Below are 22,066 nucleotides of genomic sequence, written 5' to 3'. Positions count from 1 at the left end.
GTTCTGTATAAAACCACAGTATATTTTTATCTCCTCACGCGGCGGTGCCAATGGACGTTTCTTACCTGCTCGATAGCCTCAATGATAAACAGCGCGAAGCCGTCGCGGCCACGCGCAGCAACATGCTGGTGCTGGCAGGGGCAGGCAGCGGTAAAACACGCGTTTTGGTACATCGCATAGCGTGGTTGATTAGCGTGGAAAACTGCTCACCGTACTCCATTATGGCGGTGACGTTTACCAACAAAGCGGCGGCAGAAATGCGCCATCGTATCAGCCAGTTGATGGGGACTAGCCAGGGTGGCATGTGGGTTGGTACTTTCCATGGTCTCGCACACCGCTTGCTGCGTGCGCACCATATGGACGCTAACTTGCCGCAGGATTTTCAAATCCTCGACAGTGAAGATCAGCTGCGCTTGTTAAAGCGTCTGATTAAAGCCATGAATCTCGACGAGAAACAGTGGCCAGCGCGCCAGGCAATGTGGTTTATCAACGGCAAGAAAGACGAAGGGTTGCGTCCGCATCACATTGAAAGTTATGGCAATCCAGTAGAGCAAACCTGGCAAAAAGTTTATCAGGCCTATCAAGAAGCGTGTGACCGGGCGGGTTTGTTGGATTTTGCCGAGCTGCTGCTGCGCGCCCATGAACTCTGGCTGAACAAACCCCATATTCTGAATCACTACCGCGAACGTTTTACCAATATCCTGGTGGACGAATTCCAGGATACCAACAGCATTCAGTATGCGTGGATTCGTATGCTGGCGGGCGATACCGGCAAAGTGATGATCGTGGGCGACGATGACCAGTCAATTTATGGCTGGCGCGGTGCGCAGGTCGAGAACATTCAACGATTCCTGACGGATTTCCCTGGCGCGCAAACTATCCGCCTTGAGCAAAACTACCGCTCAACCAACAACATTTTGAATGCTGCCAACGCCCTGATCGCAAATAACTCAGGCCGCCTGGGTAAAGAGCTTTGGACTGACGGCAGTGATGGCGAGCCCATCTCACTTTATTGTGCTTTTAACGAGCTGGACGAAGCGCGCTTCGTGGTTAATCGCATCAAAACGTGGCAGGAAAATGGCGGTGCGCTTGAGCAATGCGCCATTTTGTATCGCAGCAACGCCCAATCACGTGTGCTGGAAGAAGCATTATTGCAGGTCAGTATGCCGTACCGTATTTACGGTGGTATGCGCTTCTTCGAACGCCAGGAAATCAAAGATGCGCTTTCGTATTTGCGCCTGATTGCCAACCGTAATGATGACGCGGCGTTTGAACGTGTCGTCAACACGCCAACGCGTGGTATCGGCGATCGCACATTAGATGTGGTACGTCAGACCTCCCGCGACAAACAACTGACATTGTGGCAAGCCTGTCGTTTGCTACTTCAGGAAAAAGCGCTGGCAGGGCGTGCGGCATCTGCACTGCAACGCTTTATGGAACTTATCGACGCGCTGGCACACGAAACCATCGATATGCCGCTGCACGTACAAACCGACCGGGTTATCAAAGACTCAGGCTTGATGATGATGTATGAGCAGGAAAAAGGCGAGAAAGGCCAGACGCGTATAGAGAACTTAGAAGAACTGGTCACGGCAACGCGCCAGTTTAGCTATCAGGATGAAGATGAAGATCTAATGCCTCTGCAAGCATTTTTGTCTCATGCGGCTCTTGAAGCGGGTGAGGGGCAAGCGGATACCTGGCAAGATGCGGTGCAACTGATGACACTGCACTCAGCAAAAGGGCTGGAATTCCCACAAGTCTTTATTGTCGGAATGGAGGAAGGCATGTTCCCAAGCCAGATGTCGCTTGATGAAGGTGGGCGCCTGGAGGAAGAGCGCCGTCTGGCATACGTCGGTGTTACGCGCGCGATGCAAAAACTCACGCTCACTTACGCAGAAACGCGTCGCTTGTACGGTAAAGAGGTTTATCACCGTCCGTCTCGTTTCATTGGCGAACTGCCTGAGAACTGTGTGGAAGAAGTCCGTTTACGAGCGAGTATCAGCCGCCCGGTGAGCCATCAACGAATGGGCACTCCTATCTCCGAGAATGATTCTGGCTTTAAACTTGGGCAGCGTGTTCGCCATGAAAAATTTGGTGAAGGTACGGTTGTTAATCTGGAAGGTAGCGGGGAACATAGTCGAGTTCAGGTGGCATTTCCGGGCCAGGGAATTAAGTGGTTAGTTGCCGCTTATGCACGCCTTGAAACGGTGTAACTCATAGAAAAAACTTAGAGTTTTTTCCACTACAAACATCACGGGAATTTATTAGTCCATGGTGTCCCGTTGCGTGTTGACGCCATATAGGTGGTGGCGTAACATGCGCGCACGATTACGCTAAGAGGACACTCGCCTTGGACACACCCAGTAAATACTGGCTCAATTACCTGTCATCCAGGTACAACTTCTAAGGCTATCCTCTTATGCTGATAGCCTTAGTGGTTGTCGGCGACCTCATATCTCGTATATCCCGTCGCAATGAGTCAGACTTTTTAATGGTCTGAAACCTGTATCGTTTCTGTCTGTGTGCCAACCGAACTGTCCCTGATATTTTTTTGCATTGGGAGTACCGGTCATGCTGAGCGCATTTCAACTGGAAAACAATCGTCTGTGCCGTCTCGAACTAGATGAGGCCGATAACCTTAGCAATTCCGTCTGGGTTGATTTGGTCGAGCCTGAAGAGAGCGAGCGGCAGCGCGTGCAAACGGAACTTGGCCAAAGCCTGGCAACCCGCCCGGAACTGGAAGACATCGAAGCATCCGCGCGTTTCTTTGAAGACGAAGACGGTTTGCACATTCACTCATTTTTCTTTTATGAAGACGCCGACGATCACGCGGGTAACAGCACCGTGGCATTCACCATTCGTGAAGGCCGCCTGTTTACGCTACGTGAACGTGAATTACCGGCGTTTCGCCTCTATCGTATGCGCGCCCGCAGCCAGAACATGGTGGACGGCAACGCCTACGAATTACTGCTCGACCTGTTTGAAACCAAAATCGAACAGCTGGCAGACGAAATCGAAAACATCTATAGCGACCTGGAAAAACTCAGCCGTGTGATCATGGAAGGGCATCAGGGCGATGAATATGACGCAGCACTTTCCACACTTGCTGAACTTGAAGATATCGGTTGGAAAGTCCGCTTGTGTTTGATGGATACCCAACGTGCACTGAACTTCCTGGTACGCAAAGCACGTTTGCCGAGTGGGCAGCTTGAGCAGGCACGTGAAATCCTGCGAGATATCGAGTCCCTGCTGCCACATAACGAATCACTGTTCCAGAAAGTAAACTTCCTGATGCAGGCAGCGATGGGCTTTATCAACATCGAGCAGAACCGCATCATCAAGATCTTCTCGGTGGTATCGGTTGTGTTCCTGCCGCCAACGCTTGTGGCTTCCAGCTACGGTATGAACTTCGAGTTTATGCCTGAACTGAAACTGAGCTTCGGCTATCCTGCCGCGATTATCGTGATGATTCTTGCCGGGCTTGCGCCATATCTTTACTTCAAGCGTAAGAATTGGTTGTGAGATGAAATGAGAAGGGAGCCCAATGGCTCCCTTTTTGTTATTTAGTTATCGCCGTTCGCGCAGCAATTCGCGAATTACGTTGCGTATAAACCGCATCCAAAATAAACAATGCCAGTGCGGCCCAGATAAACCCGAAGGTCAGCAGCTTATCTTTGCCCACCACTTCTCCGTAGAACGTCACGGCCAGCAGGAACATTAACGTAGGGCCAATATACTGGAAGAAACCCAGCGTCGAGAGGCGCAAGCGTGTCGCTGCTGCGGTGAAGCATAACAGTGGAATGGTTGTTACAACACCTGCGGCAATTAACATCAAGTTCAGCGACATTGGGTTTTGCCCCATATGGCTGGTCGAACTGTCTGCAATGCCAAATAAGTAGATAGCGGCAATCGGCAGTAGCCACAGCGTTTCAACCAACATGCCGGTTTGCGCATCGACAGCAATTTTCTTACGCACCAGCCCGTAAAACGCAAAACTGAATGCCAGGCCGAGGGCGATGATTGGCAGCGAGCCGAATGTCCACAGCTGAACCAAAACGCCACAGGCTGCGAGTGCTACGGCGACCCACTGCATTCTGCGGAATCGCTCGCCGAGGAAAATCATCCCCAAGACTACGTTAACAAGCGGGTTGATAAAATAGCCCAGGCTTGCTTCCAGCATGTGATTGTTATTCACCGCCCAGATAAATAGCAGCCAGTTACCGCCAATCAGTACCGCCGAAAGCGCCATGGCAAAAACCTTTTTGCGGTTCTTACAGGCTTTTTTCACCTGTGGCCACTGACGGCTCAGGCTAATCAGCACCACCATAAAGAAGAATGACCAAATCACGCGGTGAGTCAGAATTTCATCAGCTGGAACGTAGTGGATTAATTTGAAATATGCAGGCGCGATGCCCCAAATAAAATACGCCGCCAGCGCAAGTAATACGCCCTGGCGGGTCTGTTTCGCATCCATGAAAAGAACTCGTTGATGAATAGTGTCCTAATTGTATCAGCTATAACGACTTCACCCCACCATGTAGGTCGCTGTCGCGCTGGCGATATGCAGTTGTTCTTCGTTGTGTAATTCCACGCGAGCAACCGCCACTTTGTTCCCTGCGCGTAAGAGGCTGCTGCTAGCGGTAAAACGCTGCCCACGACCAGGTCGCAGATAATCAACTCGTAAATCGATAGTACCCATTTTCGATAACCGCTGGCGCAGCTCTTCTTCGCTAATACTGTCGTGGCGAGTGAGCGTACTCCCTACGCAAACCAACCCCGCAGCGACATCCAGCGAAGAGGCAATCACACCACCGTGCAAAATACTCTGCGCCCAGTTCCCCACCATCATTGGCTGATTATTAAAACTGAGCTCGGCGTAGTTTTTCTCATACCGGATAAGCTCCAGACCCAGCGCACGGTTGAATGGCATATGATAGACAAAAATTTCACCGACCAGTTGTAGAGCGGCTTCAGGGGTCAAAAATGGGGTAGACATGGATCATCCTCGATCAAAACAAAATCACAATGTTAAGCAATTGTTTATTTTATGCTTCGTAACCGTTGATTGCCACTTTAAGAAAGGTTGACCGAGCGTGCACATTCAGAACTATGTAGAATGTGTCCGTAATAATAATTTGAAACCTTTTTTGTTCAGGAGAATGTTGCCAATGCGCAAGTTTCTGGGATGGTTAGTGGCGGCAGGACTGTTGCCTCTGACTGCTTACGCACAGGAAGCCACAATTAAAGAAGTACATGATAAACCGGCGGTTCGCGGTAGTATCATCGCCAATATGCTTCTGGAACATGACAACCCGTTCACCCTCTATCCGTATGAAACCAACTATGTGATTTATACGGTGACTGACGACCTGAACAAAGAAGCGATCAGTTCTTATAACTGGTCTGATAATGCCCGCAAAGATGAAGTGAAGTTTCAGCTTAGTCTCGCGTTTCCGTTGTGGCGCGGTATTTTAGGGCCGAATTCCGTATTGGGCGGTTCGTATACTCAAAAATCCTGGTGGCAGCTTTCTAATAGCGGTGAATCCGCCCCGTTCCGTGAAACTAACTATGAGCCACAGCTCTTCCTTGGCTTTGCCACCGATGAAAGCTTCGCTGGTTGGACATTACGCGATGTTGAGTTCGGTTATAACCATGACTCCAACGGCCGATCAGACCCCACTTCCCGCAGTTGGAACCGCTTATACACGCGTTTGATGGCAGAACACGGAAACTGGATGGTTGAAGTGAAGCCGTGGTATGTGCTGGGCAGTACCGATGACAATCCGGATATCACCAAATACATGGGTTATTACCAGTTGCGAGTCGGCTATGAGTTTGGCGATGCAATTTTGAGTATGAAAGGGCAGTACAACTGGAATACAGGTTACGGTGGCGCTGAATTAGGCTTTAGTTATCCGGTCACTAAACATGTACGCCTTTATACCCAGCTTTACAGCGGTTATGGTGAGTCATTAATTGATTACAACTTTAACCAGACACGCTTTGGTGTCGGCGTTATGCTTAACGATCTGTTTTAAGAAATTGGTGGTTTTAGTGGTGGGAAAAGCGTGACACAGGCGGAAGTCATTAATCAGGCAGTGCTGGCCAGACAGATTTTGCAAGATACCTTTGGCTATCAACAGTTCCGCCCGGGTCAGGAAACCATCATCGACACGGTGCTGGAAGGGCGTGACTGCCTGGTTGTCATGCCGACTGGCGGTGGCAAATCACTGTGCTATCAAATTCCAGCTCTGGTATTTGGTGGGTTGACGGTTGTTGTCTCGCCGCTGATTTCCCTGATGAAAGACCAGGTTGATCAACTGCTCGCAAACGGTGTTGCGGCGGCATGTCTTAACTCGACACAAAGCCGTGAGCAGCAGCAAGAAGTGCTTGCGGGTTGCCGTACCGGCCAAATTCGCCTGCTTTATATCGCCCCTGAACGATTGATGATGGATAACTTCATCGATCAAATCAGCCACTGGCATCTTTCGATGGTGGCTGTTGATGAGGCGCACTGCATTTCTCAATGGGGCCACGATTTCCGTCCCGAATACGCAGCGCTTGGCCAACTGCGCCAACGCCTACCTGCGGTTCCGTTTATCGCGCTTACTGCGACGGCAGATGACACCACTCGTGCTGATATTGCTCGCCTTTTAGGTTTGCAAGACCCGTTAATCCAGGTCAGCAGCTTTGATCGCCCGAATATTCGCTACATGCTGATGGAGAAGTTTAAACCTCTCGATCAGCTGATGCGTTACGTGCAAGAACAGCGTGGGAAATCCGGCATTATTTACTGCAACAGCCGCGCCAAAGTGGAAGACACTGCTGCGCGCCTGCAAAGTAAAGGTATCAGCGCCGGAGCTTATCACGCCGGGCTTGAGCACCAGGTGCGTGCCGAAGTACAAGAAAAATTCCAGCGCGATGATTTGCAAATTGTCGTTGCGACAGTAGCCTTCGGTATGGGTATCAACAAACCCAACGTCCGTTTTGTGGCGCACTTCGATATCCCGCGTAATATCGAATCTTACTACCAGGAAACAGGGCGTGCGGGGCGTGACGGCCTGCCTGCGGAAGCAATGTTATTTTACGATCCGGCTGATATGGCGTGGTTGCGTAAATGTCTCGAGGAAAAACCGGTCGGGCAATTGCAGGATATCGAACGCCACAAACTCAATGCGATGGGCGCGTTTGCAGAAGCGCAAACCTGTCGCCGCCTGGTATTACTGAATTACTTCGGTGAGGGTCGCCAACAATCTTGCAGCAACTGTGATATTTGCCTCGATCCGCCGCGCCGCTATGATGGACTGGTGGATGCGCAAAAAGCATTGTCCTGCATCTATCGCGTCAATCAGCGCTTTGGCATGGGTTATGTTGTGGAAGTGCTGCGGGGCGCCAATAATCAACGTATTCGCGATTTGCAGCACGACAAATTACCCGTCTACGGCATTGGCCGCGACCAGACACACGAGCATTGGGTCAGCGTCATCCGCCAGTTGATCCACCTCGGCGTAGTGACGCAAAACATTGCCCAACACTCCGCATTGCAGCTCACTGAAGCCGCTCGTCCGTTCTTGCGTGGTGAAGAACCTTTAATGCTCGCGGTGCCGCGAGTGGTGGCCATTAAATCGCGCAGTACCAGCCAGAAAGCGTTCGGCGGCAATTATGACCGCAAGCTGTTTGCCAAACTGCGCAAGCTGCGTAAAGCCATTGCCGATGAAGAAAACATTCCACCCTATGTGGTGTTTAACGATGCCACGCTGATTGAAATGGCCGAACAAATGCCGCTGTCGCCGGGAGAAATGCTGGGCGTTAACGGTGTTGGCACGCGCAAACTGGAACGTTTTGGACGCGAGTTTATGGCACTAATTCGCAGCCATGTCGATGGCGAAGATGAGTAGTAGCCAGTCCTGCCCGAACGTGGCAGGATGAAAGTTCACTGAATAATTATCCCGCGAGTTATTTACTATGTTGATGCTATTCCTCACGGTGGCGGTTCTGCATATCGTCGCACTGATTACCCCTGGCCCGGATTTCTTTTTTGTCTCGCAGACAGCTGTAAGCCGTTCCCGTAAAGAAGCCATGATGGGTGTGCTGGGTATTACCGGTGGCGTGATGGTCTGGTCCGGTGTGGCGCTACTCGGCCTTAACCTGATCCTCGAAAAAATGGCGTGGCTGCACAACATTATTATGGTCGGTGGCGGCCTGTATCTGTGCTGGATGGGTTACCAAATGCTGCGTAGTGCGTTGAAAAAAGAAACGGCTAAGCCGACAGAAGAGGTCAGTGTTGAACTGGCTCGCGGCGGGCGTAGCTTCCTGAAGGGCCTGCTGACTAACCTCTCGAATCCTAAAGCCATTATTTATTTCGGCAGCGTGTTTTCACTGTTTGTCAGTAATGATGTTGGCAGCGCCGAGCGTTGGGGGTTATTTGTAATGATTGCCCTGGAAACCTTTGCCTGGTTCACCGTCGTAGCCAGCTTGTTCGCATTACCGCAAATGCGCCGAGGTTATCAGCGCCTTGCTAAGTGGATTGACGGTGTAGCAGGTGCTTTGTTTGCCGGATTCGGCATCCACCTGATCATTTCCCGCTAACTTTTCGCTCAAAAATCACGCCTGGCGTGCTCCAGCAAGGAGTGCGCCTACCAACATAAACAGTGAACCAAAAATGCGGTTCAGTGCTTTCATCTGACGTGGCCCTTTAATCCAGCCTGCTATCCGCGTCGCCAGCGTTGCATAGCCAATCATAACAATAATATCTACCACTACCGTCGTGACACCGAGCACTAAATACTGCGCAGCCTGTGGCTGATGCGGTGCGATAAACTGTGGGAAAAGTGCTGCCAGAAAGACAATGCTTTTGGGATTGGTGAGATTCACAAAAACCGCGCGTTTAAATAGGCGGCTACGCGGTTGACTGGTGGCAAGCGTGTTTAAATCAATTGCACCAGCGGCACGCCATTGTTGAATACCCAGCCAGATAAGGTACGCAACACCCGCCCATTTCAGAATTTCAAAAGCCAGCAACGAGCTTGAAAACAGTGCGCCCAGACCAATTCCCACCAGTACGATATGAATCGCCAGCCCGGTTTGTAGCCCGGCAATAGATGCGGCAGCACCCCGATAGCCATGGCTGATAGCGGTGGTCATGGTATTAATTGCCCCGGAACCGGGTGAGAGACTCAGAATTATTGTGGTTACGAGATAGGTTAGCCACCACTCAACGCTCATGTGAAATTCCCTGATCGAACACTTTTATGCCACAATACGCTATTGTTGATGAGCGTGCTACGAATCACAAAAAGCGATATGACTCAGCATAAAAATGGATGGTTAAACAGGGAAAATGCCTTTGCTGCCTTCACCACAGGCCCATTGATGGACTTCTGGCGTCAGCGCGAAGAGTGTGAATTTTCAGGCGTCGACGAAGTGCCGGTACGCTACGTACGGTTTCGCTCGCAAAATCACGACAGGGTTATTGTTGTTTGCCCAGGTCGTATCGAAAGCTACGTTAAATATGCTGAATTGGCGTATGACTTGTTCCATTGCGGATTCGACATTTTAATTATCGATCACCGTGGGCAAGGGCGTTCAGGCCGAATGCTTTCAGATACGCACCGTGGCCATGTGGCAAGATTTAGCGACTACGTGGACGATTTTGACCGCTTTTACCAGCACGAAGTCGCAAACGGCCCATGGAGAAAACGCTACGCATTAGCGCATTCCATGGGTGGTGCAATCATCACTCTGTGGCTTGAGAAAAATTCACAATGCTTTGATGCGGTTGCGCTGTGCGCACCGATGTTTGGTATTGCCTTGCGTTGGCCGGACTGGATGGTTCGCCATATTCTTGATTGGGCAGAAGGTCATCAACGTTTTCGCGAAGGATATGCAATCGGAACAGGCCGCTGGCGCGCATTACCATTTAGCGTTAATGTCCTGACCCATAGCCGTGAACGTTACCGGCGCAACCTGCGTTTTTATGCTGACGAGCCAGCATTGCGGGTGGGCGGGCCAACGAATCACTGGGTAAGAGAAGGGATACTCGCAGGAGAACAGGTAATAGCCGGGGCCACTGCTATCACCACGCCGATATTTATCCTGCAAGCAGAAGAAGAACGTGTTGTTGATAATCGCGCACATGACCAATTCTGCGAACTTAGAGCCGCGGCGGGCAACCCTTGTGAGGGGGAAAAACCTTACGTCATAAACGGTGCGTATCATGAGATCCTGTTCGAAAAGGACGATATGCGAACCGAAGCGCTGAATGCCGTCATCACATTTTTTGATAGGCATAATTAATCTGAATTCAACACCAGAGGTTTACAAATCCTATGTACCATGTCGTTGCGTCTGACTTAGATGGCACGTTGCTGTCCCCCGATCACCTTCTTACTCCGTACGCTAAAGAAACGCTGAAACTGCTCACAGCCGAAGGTGTTCACTTCGTTTTCGCAACAGGACGCCATCATATTGATGTGGGGCAAATCCGCGATAATCTCGAAATCAAAGCCTACATGATCACTTCTAACGGTGCGCGTGTACATGATACTGATGGCAACCTGGTATTTAGTCACGACCTTGATCATGACATCGCCCAGGACCTGTTTGGTGTGGTGCATTCCAGCCAGGATATCGTGACCAACGTCTATCGCGGCGACCAATGGTTTATGAACCGTCACCGCCCTGAAGAAATGAAATATTTCAAGGAGGCGGTGTTTAATTACAGCCTTTTTGAACCCGGTCTGCTGGAAGCCGATGGCGTCAGCAAAGTCTTCTTCACCTGTGATTCCCACGAAAAATTGCTGCCGCTGGAGCAAGCGTTAATCGCCCGTTGGGGTGATCGTGTGAACGTTAGTTTCTCAACGCTTACCTGCCTGGAAGTTATGGCGGGTGGTGTGTCCAAAGGCCACGCGCTGGAAGCGGTATCAAAAGCGATGGGCTATAGCCTGAAAGAATGCATCGCATTTGGCGACGGTATGAACGACCAGGAAATGCTGTCCATGGCCGGCAAAGGCTGCATCATGGAGAATGCCCATCAGCGCCTGAAAGACCTGTTGCCAGAGCTGGAAGTGATTGGCAGTAACGCTGATAACGCCGTTCCGCATTACTTGCGTAAAATGTTCCTCGGCAAAGATTAATTTCCTGTCATTGAGTGGCGAATAAATCGCCACTCGTCAACCAAATAAATAAACTCCTGCCAACCACCTTCGCTACAATGGTGAATAAATTGCCTGTTGTAGAGATCTCATCGTGCCGTTACTTATTATCACCACTATTCTGTGGGCATTCTCTTTTAGCCTGATTGGCGAATACCTTGCCGGCCATGTGGACAGCTATTTTTCCGTGCTGATGCGCGTGGGATTAGCGGCACTGGTGTTCCTACCGTTCCTGCGTTTTAAAGGCTACAGCCTAAAAACATTGCTGCTGTATATGTTGGTGGGCGCATTGCAACTTGGCGTGATGTACCTGTTTAGCTTCCAGGCGTACCTCTACCTGACGGTGTCGGAATTCCTGCTGTTCACGGTGATGACGCCCCTGTACGTCACGTTGATTTACGACCTGCTGAGCGGCAATAAACTGCGCTGGGGTTATGCATTAAGCGCGGGGCTGGCGGTGATTGGTGCGGCAATTATTCGTTACGACAAAGTCAGCGATCACTTCTGGATTGGCCTGCTGCTGGTGCAAGCGGCAAATATCTGTTTTGCCATCGGCATGGTGGGTTACAAGCGCCTGATGGAAACGCGCCCGATGCCGCAGCATTGCGCATTTTCATGGTTTTATCTCGGCGCATTAATCGTGGCACTAACTGCCTGGTTTGCGCTGGGAAATCCGCAAAAACTTCCGACGACCAACCTGCAATGGGGAATTCTGGTGTGGCTTGGCGTAGTGGCTTCCGGGCTGGGTTACTTCATGTGGAACTATGGCGCAACGCAGGTGGATGCGGGAACGCTTGGTATCATGAACAACATGCATGTTCCGGCGGGGCTGCTGGTTAATCTCGCCATCTGGCAAGAGCAGCCCCACTGGCCGAGTTTCATCATTGGTGGGACTGTGATAGTGGCCTCGTTATGGGTGCATCGCCGTTGGGTCGCTCCGCGTTCTTCACAAACGGTAGATGCTCGCAAGCGTGTGAACGCGTCGAACGAATAAACGCTTCCGTCACCGGTTGGCGCTGCTCGCCATCGCGCACCGCAGCGTACAGCCGGCTCCACAACCCTTCGCCCAGGGTTTTTGTGACGACCAGACCCTGGCGCTCAACATTCTCTACTACCCAATGCGGCAGCGCGGCAATTCCCATGCGTGCCGACACCATCTGAATCAACAGCAACGTGTTATCCACACTTTTCAGCGACGGGCTCACACCTGCCGGTTGCAAGAAGTGACGCCAGATATCCAGGCGCTGGCGCTGTACCGGATAAATCAACAATGTTTCGCTGCTCAAATCTTCCGGATCAATCCGTGTTTTGTTCGCTAACGGATGGTCCGTTGCCAGCACCAGGCGCACTTCATAATCAAACATCGGTGAATAGTGCAAACTGCTGCGCGGCAGAATGTCGGAGGTCAACACGATATCCAGCTCACTTTGCTGCAACGCGGGCTGCGGGTCGAACGTCACGCCAGATTTGAAATCCAGATCGACCTGCGGCCAGGTTTTGTGAAAGTTTTCAAGTGCCGGGGTTAGCCACTGAATACAGCTATGGCATTCGATGGCGATGCGCAACGTGGTCTGATGCGGTTCGTTGCAGGCCTGAAGCGCGCGGGTTATCTGTGGCAGTACTTGTTCCGCCAGTTGTAACAGCACTTCGCCCTGTGGAGTAAAGCGCAGCGGCTGACTTTTACGGACAAACAGGCGGAACCCAAGCCGTTGCTCCAGATCGCTGAACTGATGGGAGAGGGCAGATTGGGTTTGATGCAACGCGGCGGCAGCGGCGGCTAATGAGCCGCAATTTCGTAACGCCTGTAGCGTCCGCAGGTGTTTTATCTCGATCATGAAAGTCCTTCACTTCGGCATGAACAAATTGCGCTTGAGGAATATACAGTACCTGCTGATTATAGATGTGTAAACATCTGGATGGCTAGATACCTCTGGATCTCATAAATTAAAGAGGCAGAAAAAATGACTATTAAAAATCATACCCTCGGTTTCCCTCGTGTTGGCCTGCGTCGCGAACTGAAAAAAGCGCAAGAAAGTTACTGGGCAGGCAGCTCCTCTCAGGAAGAATTACTGGCGGTAGGCCGCGAACTGCGTGCTCGCCACTGGGACCAACAAAAACAGGCTGGCGTTGAATTACTGCCAGTGGGTGATTTCGCCTGGTATGATCACGTTCTGACCACCAGCTTGCTGCTTGGCAATGTGCCGGCTCGTCATCAGAACGCGGACGCAAGTGTGGACATTGATACTCTGTTCCGTATTGGCCGTGGCCGTGCACCAACCGGCGAACCAGCCGCAGCTGCTGAAATGACTAAATGGTTTAACACCAACTATCACTACATGGTGCCGGAATTCACTAAAGGCCAGCAGTTCAAACTGACCTGGACGCAGCTTCTGGATGAAGTGGACGAAGCGTTGGCACTAGGCCACACCGTGAAACCTGTCCTGCTTGGCCCAATAACTTATCTCTGGCTTGGCAAAGTCAAAGGTAAGCAGTTTGACCGCCTGAGCTTGCTCAAAGACATTCTTCCGGTTTACCAGCAGGTGCTGGCTGAACTGGCTAACCGCGGTATCGAGTGGGTACAAATCGACGAGCCTGTACTGGTGCTGGAGTTGCCACAGGAATGGCTGGATGCGTTTAAACCGGCTTACGAAGCGCTTGCTGGCAACGTTAAACTGCTGCTGACAACTTATTTTGAAGGCGTGACGCCAAACCTGAACACCATCACAGCACTGCCAGTACAGGGGCTGCATGTTGACTTCGTACACGGTAAAGATGATATCAACGCGCTGCATCAGCAACTTCCCGCTAACTGGCTGCTGTCAGCGGGTGTGATTAACGGTCGTAACGTTTGGCGTGCTGACCTGACTGAGAAATATGCTCAGCTTAAAGACTTGGTTGGTAAACGTGATTTATGGGTGGCGTCTTCTTGCTCATTGCTGCACAGCCCAATTGACCTGAGTGTGGAAACCCGTCTGGATACAGAAGTGAAGAGCTGGTTTGCCTTCGCGTTGCAAAAATGTGCCGAGTTGTCTTTGCTGACCGAGGCGTTAAACAGCAGCAATATTGAGAAACTGGTTGAATGGAGCGCACCTATTCAGGCACGTCGCCACTCGCAACGAGTGCATAACGAGGCAGTCGGTAAGCGCCTGGCGACTATCACTGCGCAAGACAGCCAACGCCTGAGTGCTTACACCGAACGTGCCAACGCCCAGCGCCAACGTTTTAACCTACCAGCATGGCCGACCACCACCATTGGCTCATTCCCGCAAACCACCGAAATCCGCGGCCTGCGGCTGGACTTCAAAAAGGGCAATCTGGACGTCAATAACTATCGCACTGGCATCGCTGAGCATATCAAGCAGGCTGTTGTTGAGCAGGAACGTCTGGGGCTGGACGTGCTGGTTCACGGTGAAGCTGAGCGTAACGACATGGTGGAATACTTCGGTGAACACCTCGATGGTTTCGTCTTTACCCAAAATGGCTGGGTACAGAGTTACGGTTCTCGCTGCGTGAAACCACCGGTTGTTATTGGTGACATCAGCCGCCCGGAAGCGATTACGGTGGAATGGGCGAAATACGCGCAATCCCTGACTGACAAACCAGTCAAAGGCATGCTGACAGGCCCGGTCACGATTCTGTGCTGGTCATTCCCGCGTGAAGATGTGAGCCGCGAAACTATCGCTAAGCAAATTGCTCTGGCGTTGCGTGATGAAGTGGCAGATCTGGAAGCAGCTGGCATCGGTATCATTCAGATAGACGAACCTGCCCTGCGCGAAGGTTTACCACTGCGCCGTTCCGACTGGCAAGCGTACCTGGAATGGGGTGTGGAAGCCTTTCGCCTGAACGCCGCCGTAGTGCGCGATGACACACAGATCCACACCCACATGTGTTATTGCGAATTCAACGACATCATGGATTCCATCGCTGCTCTGGATGCAGACGTGATCACCATCGAAACCTCACGTTCGGATATGGACTTGCTGGAGTCGTTTAAAGAGTTTGAATATCCAAACGAAATCGGGCCGGGCGTGTATGACATCCACTCGCCGAACGTACCGAGTGTGGAATGGATTGAAGCGCTTTTAAAGAAAGCAGCAGAAAGTGTTCCGGCAGATCGTTTGTGGGTAAATCCAGACTGCGGCCTGAAAACTCGCGGCTGGCCAGAAACCCGACAGGCTTTGGCTAACATGGTTAAAGCTGCACAGAATTTGCGTAACGCTTAATTTTTTGGCCCTCTCCCAGAAAAGGGGAGGGCAAGAGTACGGTGGTGTTACTGCAAAAAATTGATGTAAAAACCAGCCGGTAACGAAAAAATTGTCGTCATATTGTGAGCCTGGCTGGCTTTATCATTGCTCAAGTGTGAACGTTATTTCTTGGCTGCAAACCGCTCAAACCAGGCCAGCATCCGTTGCCAGCCATCTCTGGCTGAATCTGCATGATAGCTCGGGCGGTAATCTGCATTAAATGCGTGGCCTGCTTCCGGGTAGACAATGATATCCGCGTTGGCATTCGCAGCGCGCAGCGCATGGCGCATAGTTTCCACGCTTTCCAGTGAAATCCCCGTATCTTGTCCGCCATAAAGCCCAAGTACTGGCGCATTCAGATTGATGGCAATATCGACAGGATGACGTGGGGAGTTTAGAGATTTCTCCCCCACCAGTTTGCCGTACCAGGCCACCGCTGCTTTCAACTGCGGATTATGTGCTGCGTACAGCCAGGTAATTCGCCCGCCCCAACAAAAGCCAGTCATCATTAGTCGATGTGCATCACCGCCGTTTCTTGCCGCCCAATTGGCTACGTGGTCCAGATCCGCAAGAACTTGTGCATCGGGAACTTTCGACACCAATTCGCTGAATAGAGTAGGGATATCAGCAAAATCATTCGGATCGCCCTGACGGAAATAGAGCTCTGGTGCGATTGCCAGGTATCCTTCAAGCGCCAACCGGCGGCAAATATCGCGAATATGTTCATGTACGCCGAAAATTTCCTGCACTACTAATACGATAGGCAAGGAACCTTCAACGTTTTTTGGTCGCGCGTGATAAGCAGGCATGTTTTCACCCTGCGTAGGTATCGATGTTTCTCCCGCTAAAATTGCGTCGTCTGGTGTATGCAGTACTGTTGAAGCTAGAGGGGATGCCGCTGGCGCAAAAGTCAAGCCCGGCAATTTACTTGTAGGTTGTTCTTCTTTCATTGGCAATCTCCTTACCAGAATTAGCGCAGTGCGATAACTATAGCCAGGATTAACCACAGCTCCATAGAGTAGAAAATGTTCGCGGTGAGTGAAAAATGCTCAGACGCTTCATTTAATGTGATATTTGTCACTAATTAATGTTGAGGCAATGTAATTTGTTTCATTCAAAGTGAAATACGTCACGAAATTTTTTGCGGGGGTTCTGTAAAGTACCACTTTGCCATCCCAGCAACCCATTAAACAGAGGAGTCTGTTATGTCCAAGTCTGATGTTTTTCACCTCGGCCTCACTAAAAGCGATCTACAGGGGGCAACACTTGCCATTGTTCCTGGTGATCCTGAGCGAGTTGAAAAAATCGCTGTGCTGATGGACAAGCCGGTCAAACTGGCTGCCCACCGTGAATTTACCACCTGGCGTGCTGAGCTAGACGGCAAACCAGTTATCGTGTGCTCTACCGGTATTGGTGGCCCGTCTACTTCTATAGCCGTGGAAGAATTGGCACAGTTGGGTATTCGTACTTTCCTGCGTATCGGGACGACCGGTGCGATTCAACCACATATCAATGTTGGTGATGTTCTGGTGACCACTGCTTCTGTGCGCCTTGATGGTGCCAGCCTGCACTTCGCACCGTTAGAATATCCTGCGGTTGCTGATTTTGCGTGTACCACTGCGTTGGTGGAAGCCGCTAAATCTATCGGCGCGACCACCCACATTGGTGTGACAGCATCTTCTGATACTTTCTATCCAGGCCAGGAGCGTTATGACACCTTCTCAGGCCGCGTAGTTAGCCGCTATAAAGGTTCAATGGAAGAGTGGCAGCAGATGGGCGTGATGAACTATGAGATGGAATCCGCCACACTTCTGACTATGTGCGCAAGCCAGGGTCTGCGTGCGGGCATGGTTGCCGGTGTGATTGTAAACCGCACTCAGCAAGAAATTCCGAATGCTGAAACCATGAAGAAAACAGAAAGCCATGCGGTACAAATCGTTGTGGAAGCGGCTCGTCGCTTAATCTAATCCCCCTTAAGCCGGTGTAAACCGGCTTAATTTTTACGCTTTGCGTAACGCCTCGCAGGAAATCCCTTTTCATCTGGACATTTATACAGCAGAATTTTATTTTGCTGATGTTTAGCATGGCTTGCAGGAGTGACTGTGGATCTTTCTATTTTATTCGGAATCGGTATTGCACTGATTGGTGTTCTGACTGGCTGGTTGCTGGCAAGTTTGCGGGCAGCGCAGCGGCAATCCGCACTGTATGAAGAACAACGAGAAATCTACGGCGAACTGACTGCCACTCGGCAGGAGTTGCAGCAAAACCAACACTGGAAAGAAGAGTGCGAGCAGCTTAATCGTGAATTGCGCACGCAACTTGAGATTAACAGCGCGCAGGAAGCGGATATCCGCGAATTATCCACGCTGCTGGAGCAAACCCGCCTTAATGCCGATGACAAACATCGCCAGATGCTCAACAGTGAACAGCGTCTAAGTGAACAGTTTGAAAACCTCGCCAACCGAATCTTTGAACAAAGTGGCCGCAAAGTTGAAGAACAAAACCGCCAAAGTCTGAACGGTTTGCTATCCCCTTTGCGTGAACAACTTGATGGTTTTCGCCGGCAGGTGCAGGAAAGCTTTGGCCAGGAAGCGCGTGAGCGACACACCCTAACTCACGAAATTCGTAATCTTCAGCAGCTAAATGCCCAAATGGCTCAAGAGGCTCTGAATCTCACCAAAGCCCTGAAAGGGGATAACAAAACGCAGGGTAACTGGGGTGAGGTTGTTTTAACGCGGGTGCTGGAAGCATCTGGTTTGCGCGAAGGCTATGAATACGAAACGCAGGTGAATATCCAGCTCGAAAATAATAGCCGCATGCAGCCTGATGTCATCGTACGTTTGCCGCAGGGGAAAGATGTCGTTATCGACGCCAAAATGACGCTGGTGGCTTATGAGCGTTATTACAATAGTGATGATGAGTTGACCCGCGAAAGTGCGCTCAACGAACATATTGCGGCTGTGCGTAACCACATCAGAATGCTGGGTCGCAAAGATTATCAGCAGTTACCAGGGCTTCGTTCCCTTGATTACGTATTAATGTTTATCCCCGTCGAACCCGCTTTTTTATTGGCTATCGACCGACAGCCAGAATTGATCAGTGAAGCACTCAGAAATAACATCATGCTGGTTAGCCCTACTACATTGCTGGTGGCCTTAAGGACGGTTGCCAATTTGTGGCGTTATGAGCACCAGAGCCGAAATGCGCAACAAATTGCCGAACGCGCCAGTCGACTGTATGACAAAATGCGCCTCTTTGTTGATGATATGTCGGCGATGGGTCAAAGCCTGGATAAGGCGCAGGATAACTACCGACAGGCAATGAAAAAGCTTTCTTCGGGGCGCGGCAATATTCTCATCCTGGCCGATGCGTTTCGTAGCCTGGGTGTCGAAGTTAAACGTGAGATTAATCCAGATTTAGTCGAGCAGGCCAGGCTTGAAGATGATGAGAATATCGAGCGCCAGGATCATGAAAATGACGAAGATAATAATACGAGCAGCAGTTTAGAAAACCGACGTATCGTCGGTGAGCGTTAAGCATTGGTCAACGCTCGCGAGCTTGAAGCATAGGGCTTTAGGCCTCATTCTGTTACACTTCACGAACATTTTTTCGATAAGCAGGCATTGAGATGGTTGAAGAATCCCAGGAAACAACACACTTTGGCTTCCGCACTGTAGCGAAGGAACAAAAGGCCGATATGGTCGCTCATGTGTTCCACTCTGTGGCCGCAAAATACGACGTGATGAATGACCTGATGTCATTCGGCATCCATCGTTTATGGAAACGTTTCACTATTGATTGCAGTGGTGTTCGTCGTGGTCAGCGAGTGCTGGACTTAGCGGGAGGCACTGGTGATTTAACGGCTAAATTCTCCCGACTAGTTGGCGAAACGGGTGAAGTGGTTCTGGCTGACATCAACGATTCAATGCTGAAAATGGGGCGCGAAAAACTACGCAACATTGGCGTGGTGGGTAACGTGAACTATGTTCAGGCTAACGCCGAAGCCCTGCCTTTCCCGGATAACTTCTTCGATTGCATCACTATTTCTTTCGGTCTGCGTAACGTGACGGATAAAGAGAAAGCGCTGCGCTCAATGTATCGCGTATTAAAGCCAGGTGGTCGCTTGCTGGTTCTGGAATTCTCCAAACCGATTATCGAACCACTGAGCAAGGCATACGACGCGTACTCATTCCACATTCTGCCGCGTATTGGTGAGTTTGTTGCGCAGGATGCTGAAAGCTATCGTTATCTGGCTGAATCTATTCGTATGCACCCTGATCAAGACACGTTGAAAGCGATGATGGAAGATGCAGGTTTTGAAAATACGACCTACTTCAACCTGACTGCGGGCGTAGTTGCGCTGCACCGTGGCTATAAATTCTGACAGGGAGTTCGTGATGCCATTTACACCGCTGATGACTGCCGGAATAGAAAATATCCTTAATACATTTCTCTGGCGTGACCGAGGTTTGAAAGCGGCGCGTCAGCGCTTAGTGGGTAAGGTATTGCGTGTTGAACTCAAAGAATTTTCTTCGCCAATCGTTTTGGTCTTTAGCGAACAGCAACTTGATGTGTTAGCCCAGTGGGAAGGTGAAGCTGATTGTCTGGTAACGACAGGGCTTGGCACATTGCCAAAATTGCGTGACAGGCAGCAGCTTACGGCGCTTATTCGCAGCGGTGAATTAGAAGTACAAGGCGATCTGCAGGTGGTTCAGAATTGGGTTGCCTTGATGGATCTTGCCGAATTTGATCCTGCCGAATTGTTAGCTCCGTATATCGGAGATATTGCCGCTGAAGGCATCAGCAAGGTAATTCGTGGTAGCGGAAAGTTGTTCAAAAAAGGCTTTGCCCGTAACCAGCAATACTTGTCAGAAGCAATTACTGAAGAGTGGAAGATGGCACCAGGTTCGCTTGAAGTAGCGTGGTTTGCCGAGGAAACGGCAGCAGTCGAACGCAAGGTTGACGCACTGGTTGCGCGACTGGACAAACTGGAGAACAAATGACGCCTGGAGAAATTCGTCGCCTCTATTTCATTATCCGCACTTTTCTCAGCTATGGTCTGGATGAGTTGATCCCTCGGGTTCGTATTACGCTGCCATTACGCATCTGGCGGCGCATGCTTTTCTGGATGCCAAACCGCCATAAAGAAAAACCCCTTGGTGAACGTTTACGTCTGGCATTGCAGGAACTAGGACCGGTATGGATTAAGTTTGGGCAAATGCTCTCAACACGCCGTGACCTGTTCCCACCGCAAATTGCCGATCAACTAGCGATGTTGCAGGACCGTGTAGCTCCTTTTGACGGTGCGTTAGCTAAGAAACAAATTGAACAAGCGATGGGCGGATTGTCCGTCGAAGCCTGGTTTGACGATTTCGAAATCCAACCGTTGGCATCGGCTTCAATTGCTCAGGTTCATACCGCTCGCCTGAAAGAAAATGGGCGAGAGGTGGTTATCAAGGTTATTCGTCCGGATATTTTGCCCATCATCAAAGCGGATATGAAACTCATTTATCGTCTCGCACGATGGGTGCCACGCTTGATGCCAGATGGCCGTCGTTTACGTCCACTAGAAGTGGTGCGGGAATATGAAAAGACGTTAATTGACGAGCTGAACCTGCTGCGTGAATCAGCAAATGCCATCCAGTTACGCCGCAATTTTGAAGATAGCCCAATGCTATATGTGCCTGAAGTATTCTCTGATTATTGCAGCCAGGACATGATGGTTATGGAGCGAATCTACGGTATTCCGGTTTCTGATATTGCGATGCTTCATAAGCAGGGCACCAACATGAAACTGTTGGCAGAGCGCGGCGTGCAGGTGTTCTTCACTCAGGTCTTTCGCGACAGTTTCTTCCATGCAGACATGCACCCGGGCAATATTTTTGTCAGCTTCGAACACCCAGAAGATCCGCAATACATTGGCATCGACTGCGGTATTGTTGGTTCGCTCAATAAAGAAGATAAGCGCTATCTGGCAGAAAATTTTATCGCCTTCTTTAACCGCGACTATCGCAAAGTAGCTGAGCTGCACGTTGATTCAGGCTGGGTGCCACCGGATACGAATGTTGAAGATTTTGAGTTCGCCATTCGTACTGTGTGCGAACCAATTTTTGAAAAACCACTGGCGGAAATTTCTTTTGGCCATGTATTACTGAATCTGTTTAACACGGCGCGACGCTTTAATATGGAAGTGCAGCCGCAGCTAGTTTTGCTGCAAAAAACACTACTTTACGTTGAAGGCCTTGGAAGGCAGCTTTATCCGCAGTTAGATTTGTGGAAAACAGCCAAACCTTTCCTGGAGGATTGGATCAAAGATCAGGTTGGTATTCCTGCGCTTATACGTTCTTTCAAAGAAAAAGCGCCGTTCTGGATAGAAAAAATGCCAGAACTTCCGGAACTGATGTACGACAGTTTGCGCCAGGGTAAACAATTGCAGCACAGTGTTGATAAAATAACCCGTGATTTACAACGAAATCAGGTGCGTCAGGCGCAATCACGTTATCTGTTCGGCATTGGCGCCACACTGCTGTTAAGCGGTACTTTGCTGTTGATTAATAAGTCAGAATGGGAATTTATGCCCGCCTGGTTAATGGCAGGTGGCATTGTCACCTGGTTGATCGGCTGGCGGCGCTCGGCCTGAGTCGTTTTTAATCGTTTTTAACGGACAAC

The 22,066-nt window shown here is 50.5% G+C and carries 20 protein-coding genes; 15 read left to right on the top strand and 5 right to left on the bottom strand.

Features of this window, described 5'->3' with window-relative positions; all coding sequences use genetic code 11:
• Positions 1-50: 50 nt before the first annotated feature.
• From uvrD to corA, 3 genes are all read left to right on the top strand, one after another.
• Positions 51-2,213 (top strand): DNA helicase II, encoded by a 2,163-nt coding sequence (uvrD, locus tag FH968_RS20185; RefSeq protein WP_139882674.1) that lies wholly within the window; start codon positions 51-53, stop codon positions 2,211-2,213.
• A 137-nt stretch (positions 2,214-2,350) separates the two neighbouring features.
• The gene (gene ysgD, locus FH968_RS24200; protein ID WP_370451543.1) at positions 2,351-2,407 is read left to right on the top strand and encodes a YsgD/CorL family protein; all 57 of its coding nucleotides are present in this window, start codon (positions 2,351-2,353) and stop codon (positions 2,405-2,407) included.
• A 164-nt stretch (positions 2,408-2,571) separates the two neighbouring features.
• Positions 2,572-3,522, top strand: a complete 951-nt coding sequence (gene corA / locus FH968_RS20180) for a magnesium/cobalt transporter CorA (protein ID WP_139882672.1) — start codon at positions 2,572-2,574, stop codon at positions 3,520-3,522.
• A 37-nt stretch (positions 3,523-3,559) separates the two neighbouring features.
• On the opposite strand, the gene rarD is transcribed toward corA, so the two are convergent.
• Together rarD and yigI are read right to left on the bottom strand one after the other, a co-directional pair.
• Complete coding sequence (rarD, locus tag FH968_RS20175; protein ID WP_139882670.1) at positions 3,560-4,474, bottom strand: EamA family transporter RarD; 915 nt, start codon at positions 4,472-4,474, stop codon at positions 3,560-3,562.
• 51 nt (positions 4,475-4,525) lie between these two features.
• Entirely contained in the window at positions 4,526-4,996 is a 471-nt protein-coding gene (yigI, locus tag FH968_RS20170; protein ID WP_139882668.1) for an acyl-CoA thioesterase YigI, read from the bottom strand.
• Between the two features lie 172 nt (positions 4,997-5,168).
• Between yigI and pldA the strand changes: the two genes are divergently transcribed.
• From pldA to rhtC, 3 genes are all read left to right on the top strand, one after another.
• Positions 5,169-6,038 carry a phospholipase A gene (pldA, locus tag FH968_RS20165; protein ID WP_139882666.1) on the top strand — a complete coding sequence of 290 codons (870 nt, stop codon included), beginning with the start codon at positions 5,169-5,171 and terminating at the stop codon, positions 6,036-6,038.
• A 30-nt stretch (positions 6,039-6,068) separates the two neighbouring features.
• Positions 6,069-7,898, top strand: coding sequence for an ATP-dependent DNA helicase RecQ (gene recQ, locus FH968_RS20160; RefSeq protein WP_139882664.1), 1,830 nt, complete (start codon positions 6,069-6,071; stop codon positions 7,896-7,898).
• Between the two features lie 67 nt (positions 7,899-7,965).
• Entirely contained in the window at positions 7,966-8,589 is a 624-nt protein-coding gene (gene rhtC, locus FH968_RS20155) for a threonine export protein RhtC (RefSeq protein WP_139882661.1), read from the top strand.
• A gap of 15 nt (positions 8,590-8,604) precedes the next feature.
• On the opposite strand, the gene rhtB is transcribed toward rhtC, so the two are convergent.
• Complete coding sequence (gene rhtB / locus FH968_RS20150) at positions 8,605-9,225, bottom strand: homoserine/homoserine lactone efflux protein (protein ID WP_139882659.1); 621 nt, start codon at positions 9,223-9,225, stop codon at positions 8,605-8,607.
• Positions 9,226-9,303: 78 nt separating this feature from the next.
• Between rhtB and pldB the strand changes: the two genes are divergently transcribed.
• From pldB to FH968_RS20135, 3 genes are all read left to right on the top strand, one after another.
• Complete coding sequence (pldB, locus tag FH968_RS20145; protein WP_139882656.1) at positions 9,304-10,296, top strand: lysophospholipase L2; 993 nt, start codon at positions 9,304-9,306, stop codon at positions 10,294-10,296.
• A gap of 32 nt (positions 10,297-10,328) precedes the next feature.
• Complete coding sequence (gene yigL, locus FH968_RS20140; RefSeq protein ID WP_139882654.1) at positions 10,329-11,135, top strand: sugar/pyridoxal phosphate phosphatase YigL; 807 nt, start codon at positions 10,329-10,331, stop codon at positions 11,133-11,135.
• 112 nt (positions 11,136-11,247) lie between these two features.
• Complete coding sequence (locus tag FH968_RS20135; protein WP_139882651.1) at positions 11,248-12,147, top strand: carboxylate/amino acid/amine transporter; 900 nt, start codon at positions 11,248-11,250, stop codon at positions 12,145-12,147.
• On the opposite strand, the gene metR is transcribed toward FH968_RS20135, so the two are convergent.
• A complete protein-coding gene (gene metR / locus FH968_RS20130; protein ID WP_139882649.1) occupies positions 12,035-12,988 on the bottom strand; it encodes an HTH-type transcriptional regulator MetR in 954 nt (317 codons plus the stop codon). The two genes, FH968_RS20135 and metR, sit on opposite strands and share 113 nt — an antisense overlap.
• 126 nt (positions 12,989-13,114) lie before the next feature.
• Between metR and metE the strand changes: the two genes are divergently transcribed.
• Entirely contained in the window at positions 13,115-15,376 is a 2,262-nt protein-coding gene (gene metE / locus FH968_RS20125) for a 5-methyltetrahydropteroyltriglutamate--homocysteine S-methyltransferase (protein ID WP_139882647.1), read from the top strand.
• Between the two features lie 143 nt (positions 15,377-15,519).
• Here the strand turns inward: metE and FH968_RS20120 are convergent, their stop codons facing one another.
• Positions 15,520-16,347, bottom strand: a complete 828-nt coding sequence (locus FH968_RS20120; protein WP_139882645.1) for a dienelactone hydrolase family protein — start codon at positions 16,345-16,347, stop codon at positions 15,520-15,522.
• A gap of 255 nt (positions 16,348-16,602) precedes the next feature.
• On the opposite strand from FH968_RS20120, the gene udp reads away from it, so the two are divergent.
• From udp to ubiB, 5 genes are all read left to right on the top strand, one after another.
• Positions 16,603-17,364 (top strand): uridine phosphorylase, encoded by a 762-nt coding sequence (udp, locus tag FH968_RS20115; protein ID WP_139882643.1) that lies wholly within the window; start codon positions 16,603-16,605, stop codon positions 17,362-17,364.
• Positions 17,365-17,499: 135 nt separating this feature from the next.
• A complete protein-coding gene (rmuC, locus tag FH968_RS20110; protein WP_139882641.1) occupies positions 17,500-18,933 on the top strand; it encodes a DNA recombination protein RmuC in 1,434 nt (477 codons plus the stop codon).
• Positions 18,934-19,025: 92 nt separating this feature from the next.
• Positions 19,026-19,781 (top strand): bifunctional demethylmenaquinone methyltransferase/2-methoxy-6-polyprenyl-1,4-benzoquinol methylase UbiE, encoded by a 756-nt coding sequence (gene ubiE, locus FH968_RS20105; RefSeq protein WP_139882639.1) that lies wholly within the window; start codon positions 19,026-19,028, stop codon positions 19,779-19,781.
• Between the two features lie 13 nt (positions 19,782-19,794).
• On the top strand, positions 19,795-20,400 hold the full coding sequence (locus tag FH968_RS20100; RefSeq protein ID WP_139882637.1) for an SCP2 domain-containing protein: 606 nt from the start codon (positions 19,795-19,797) through the stop codon (positions 20,398-20,400).
• Complete coding sequence (gene ubiB, locus FH968_RS20095) at positions 20,397-22,037, top strand: ubiquinone biosynthesis regulatory protein kinase UbiB (protein WP_139882635.1); 1,641 nt, start codon at positions 20,397-20,399, stop codon at positions 22,035-22,037. The genes FH968_RS20100 and ubiB overlap by 4 nt, the downstream gene beginning before the upstream one ends.
• Positions 22,038-22,066 lie beyond the last annotated feature (29 nt).

This window comes from Buttiauxella sp. B2, from assembly GCF_006376615.1.
Lineage (GTDB): Bacteria > Pseudomonadota > Gammaproteobacteria > Enterobacterales > Enterobacteriaceae > Buttiauxella.
This window is presented reverse-complemented; position numbering and strand designations above follow the sequence as displayed.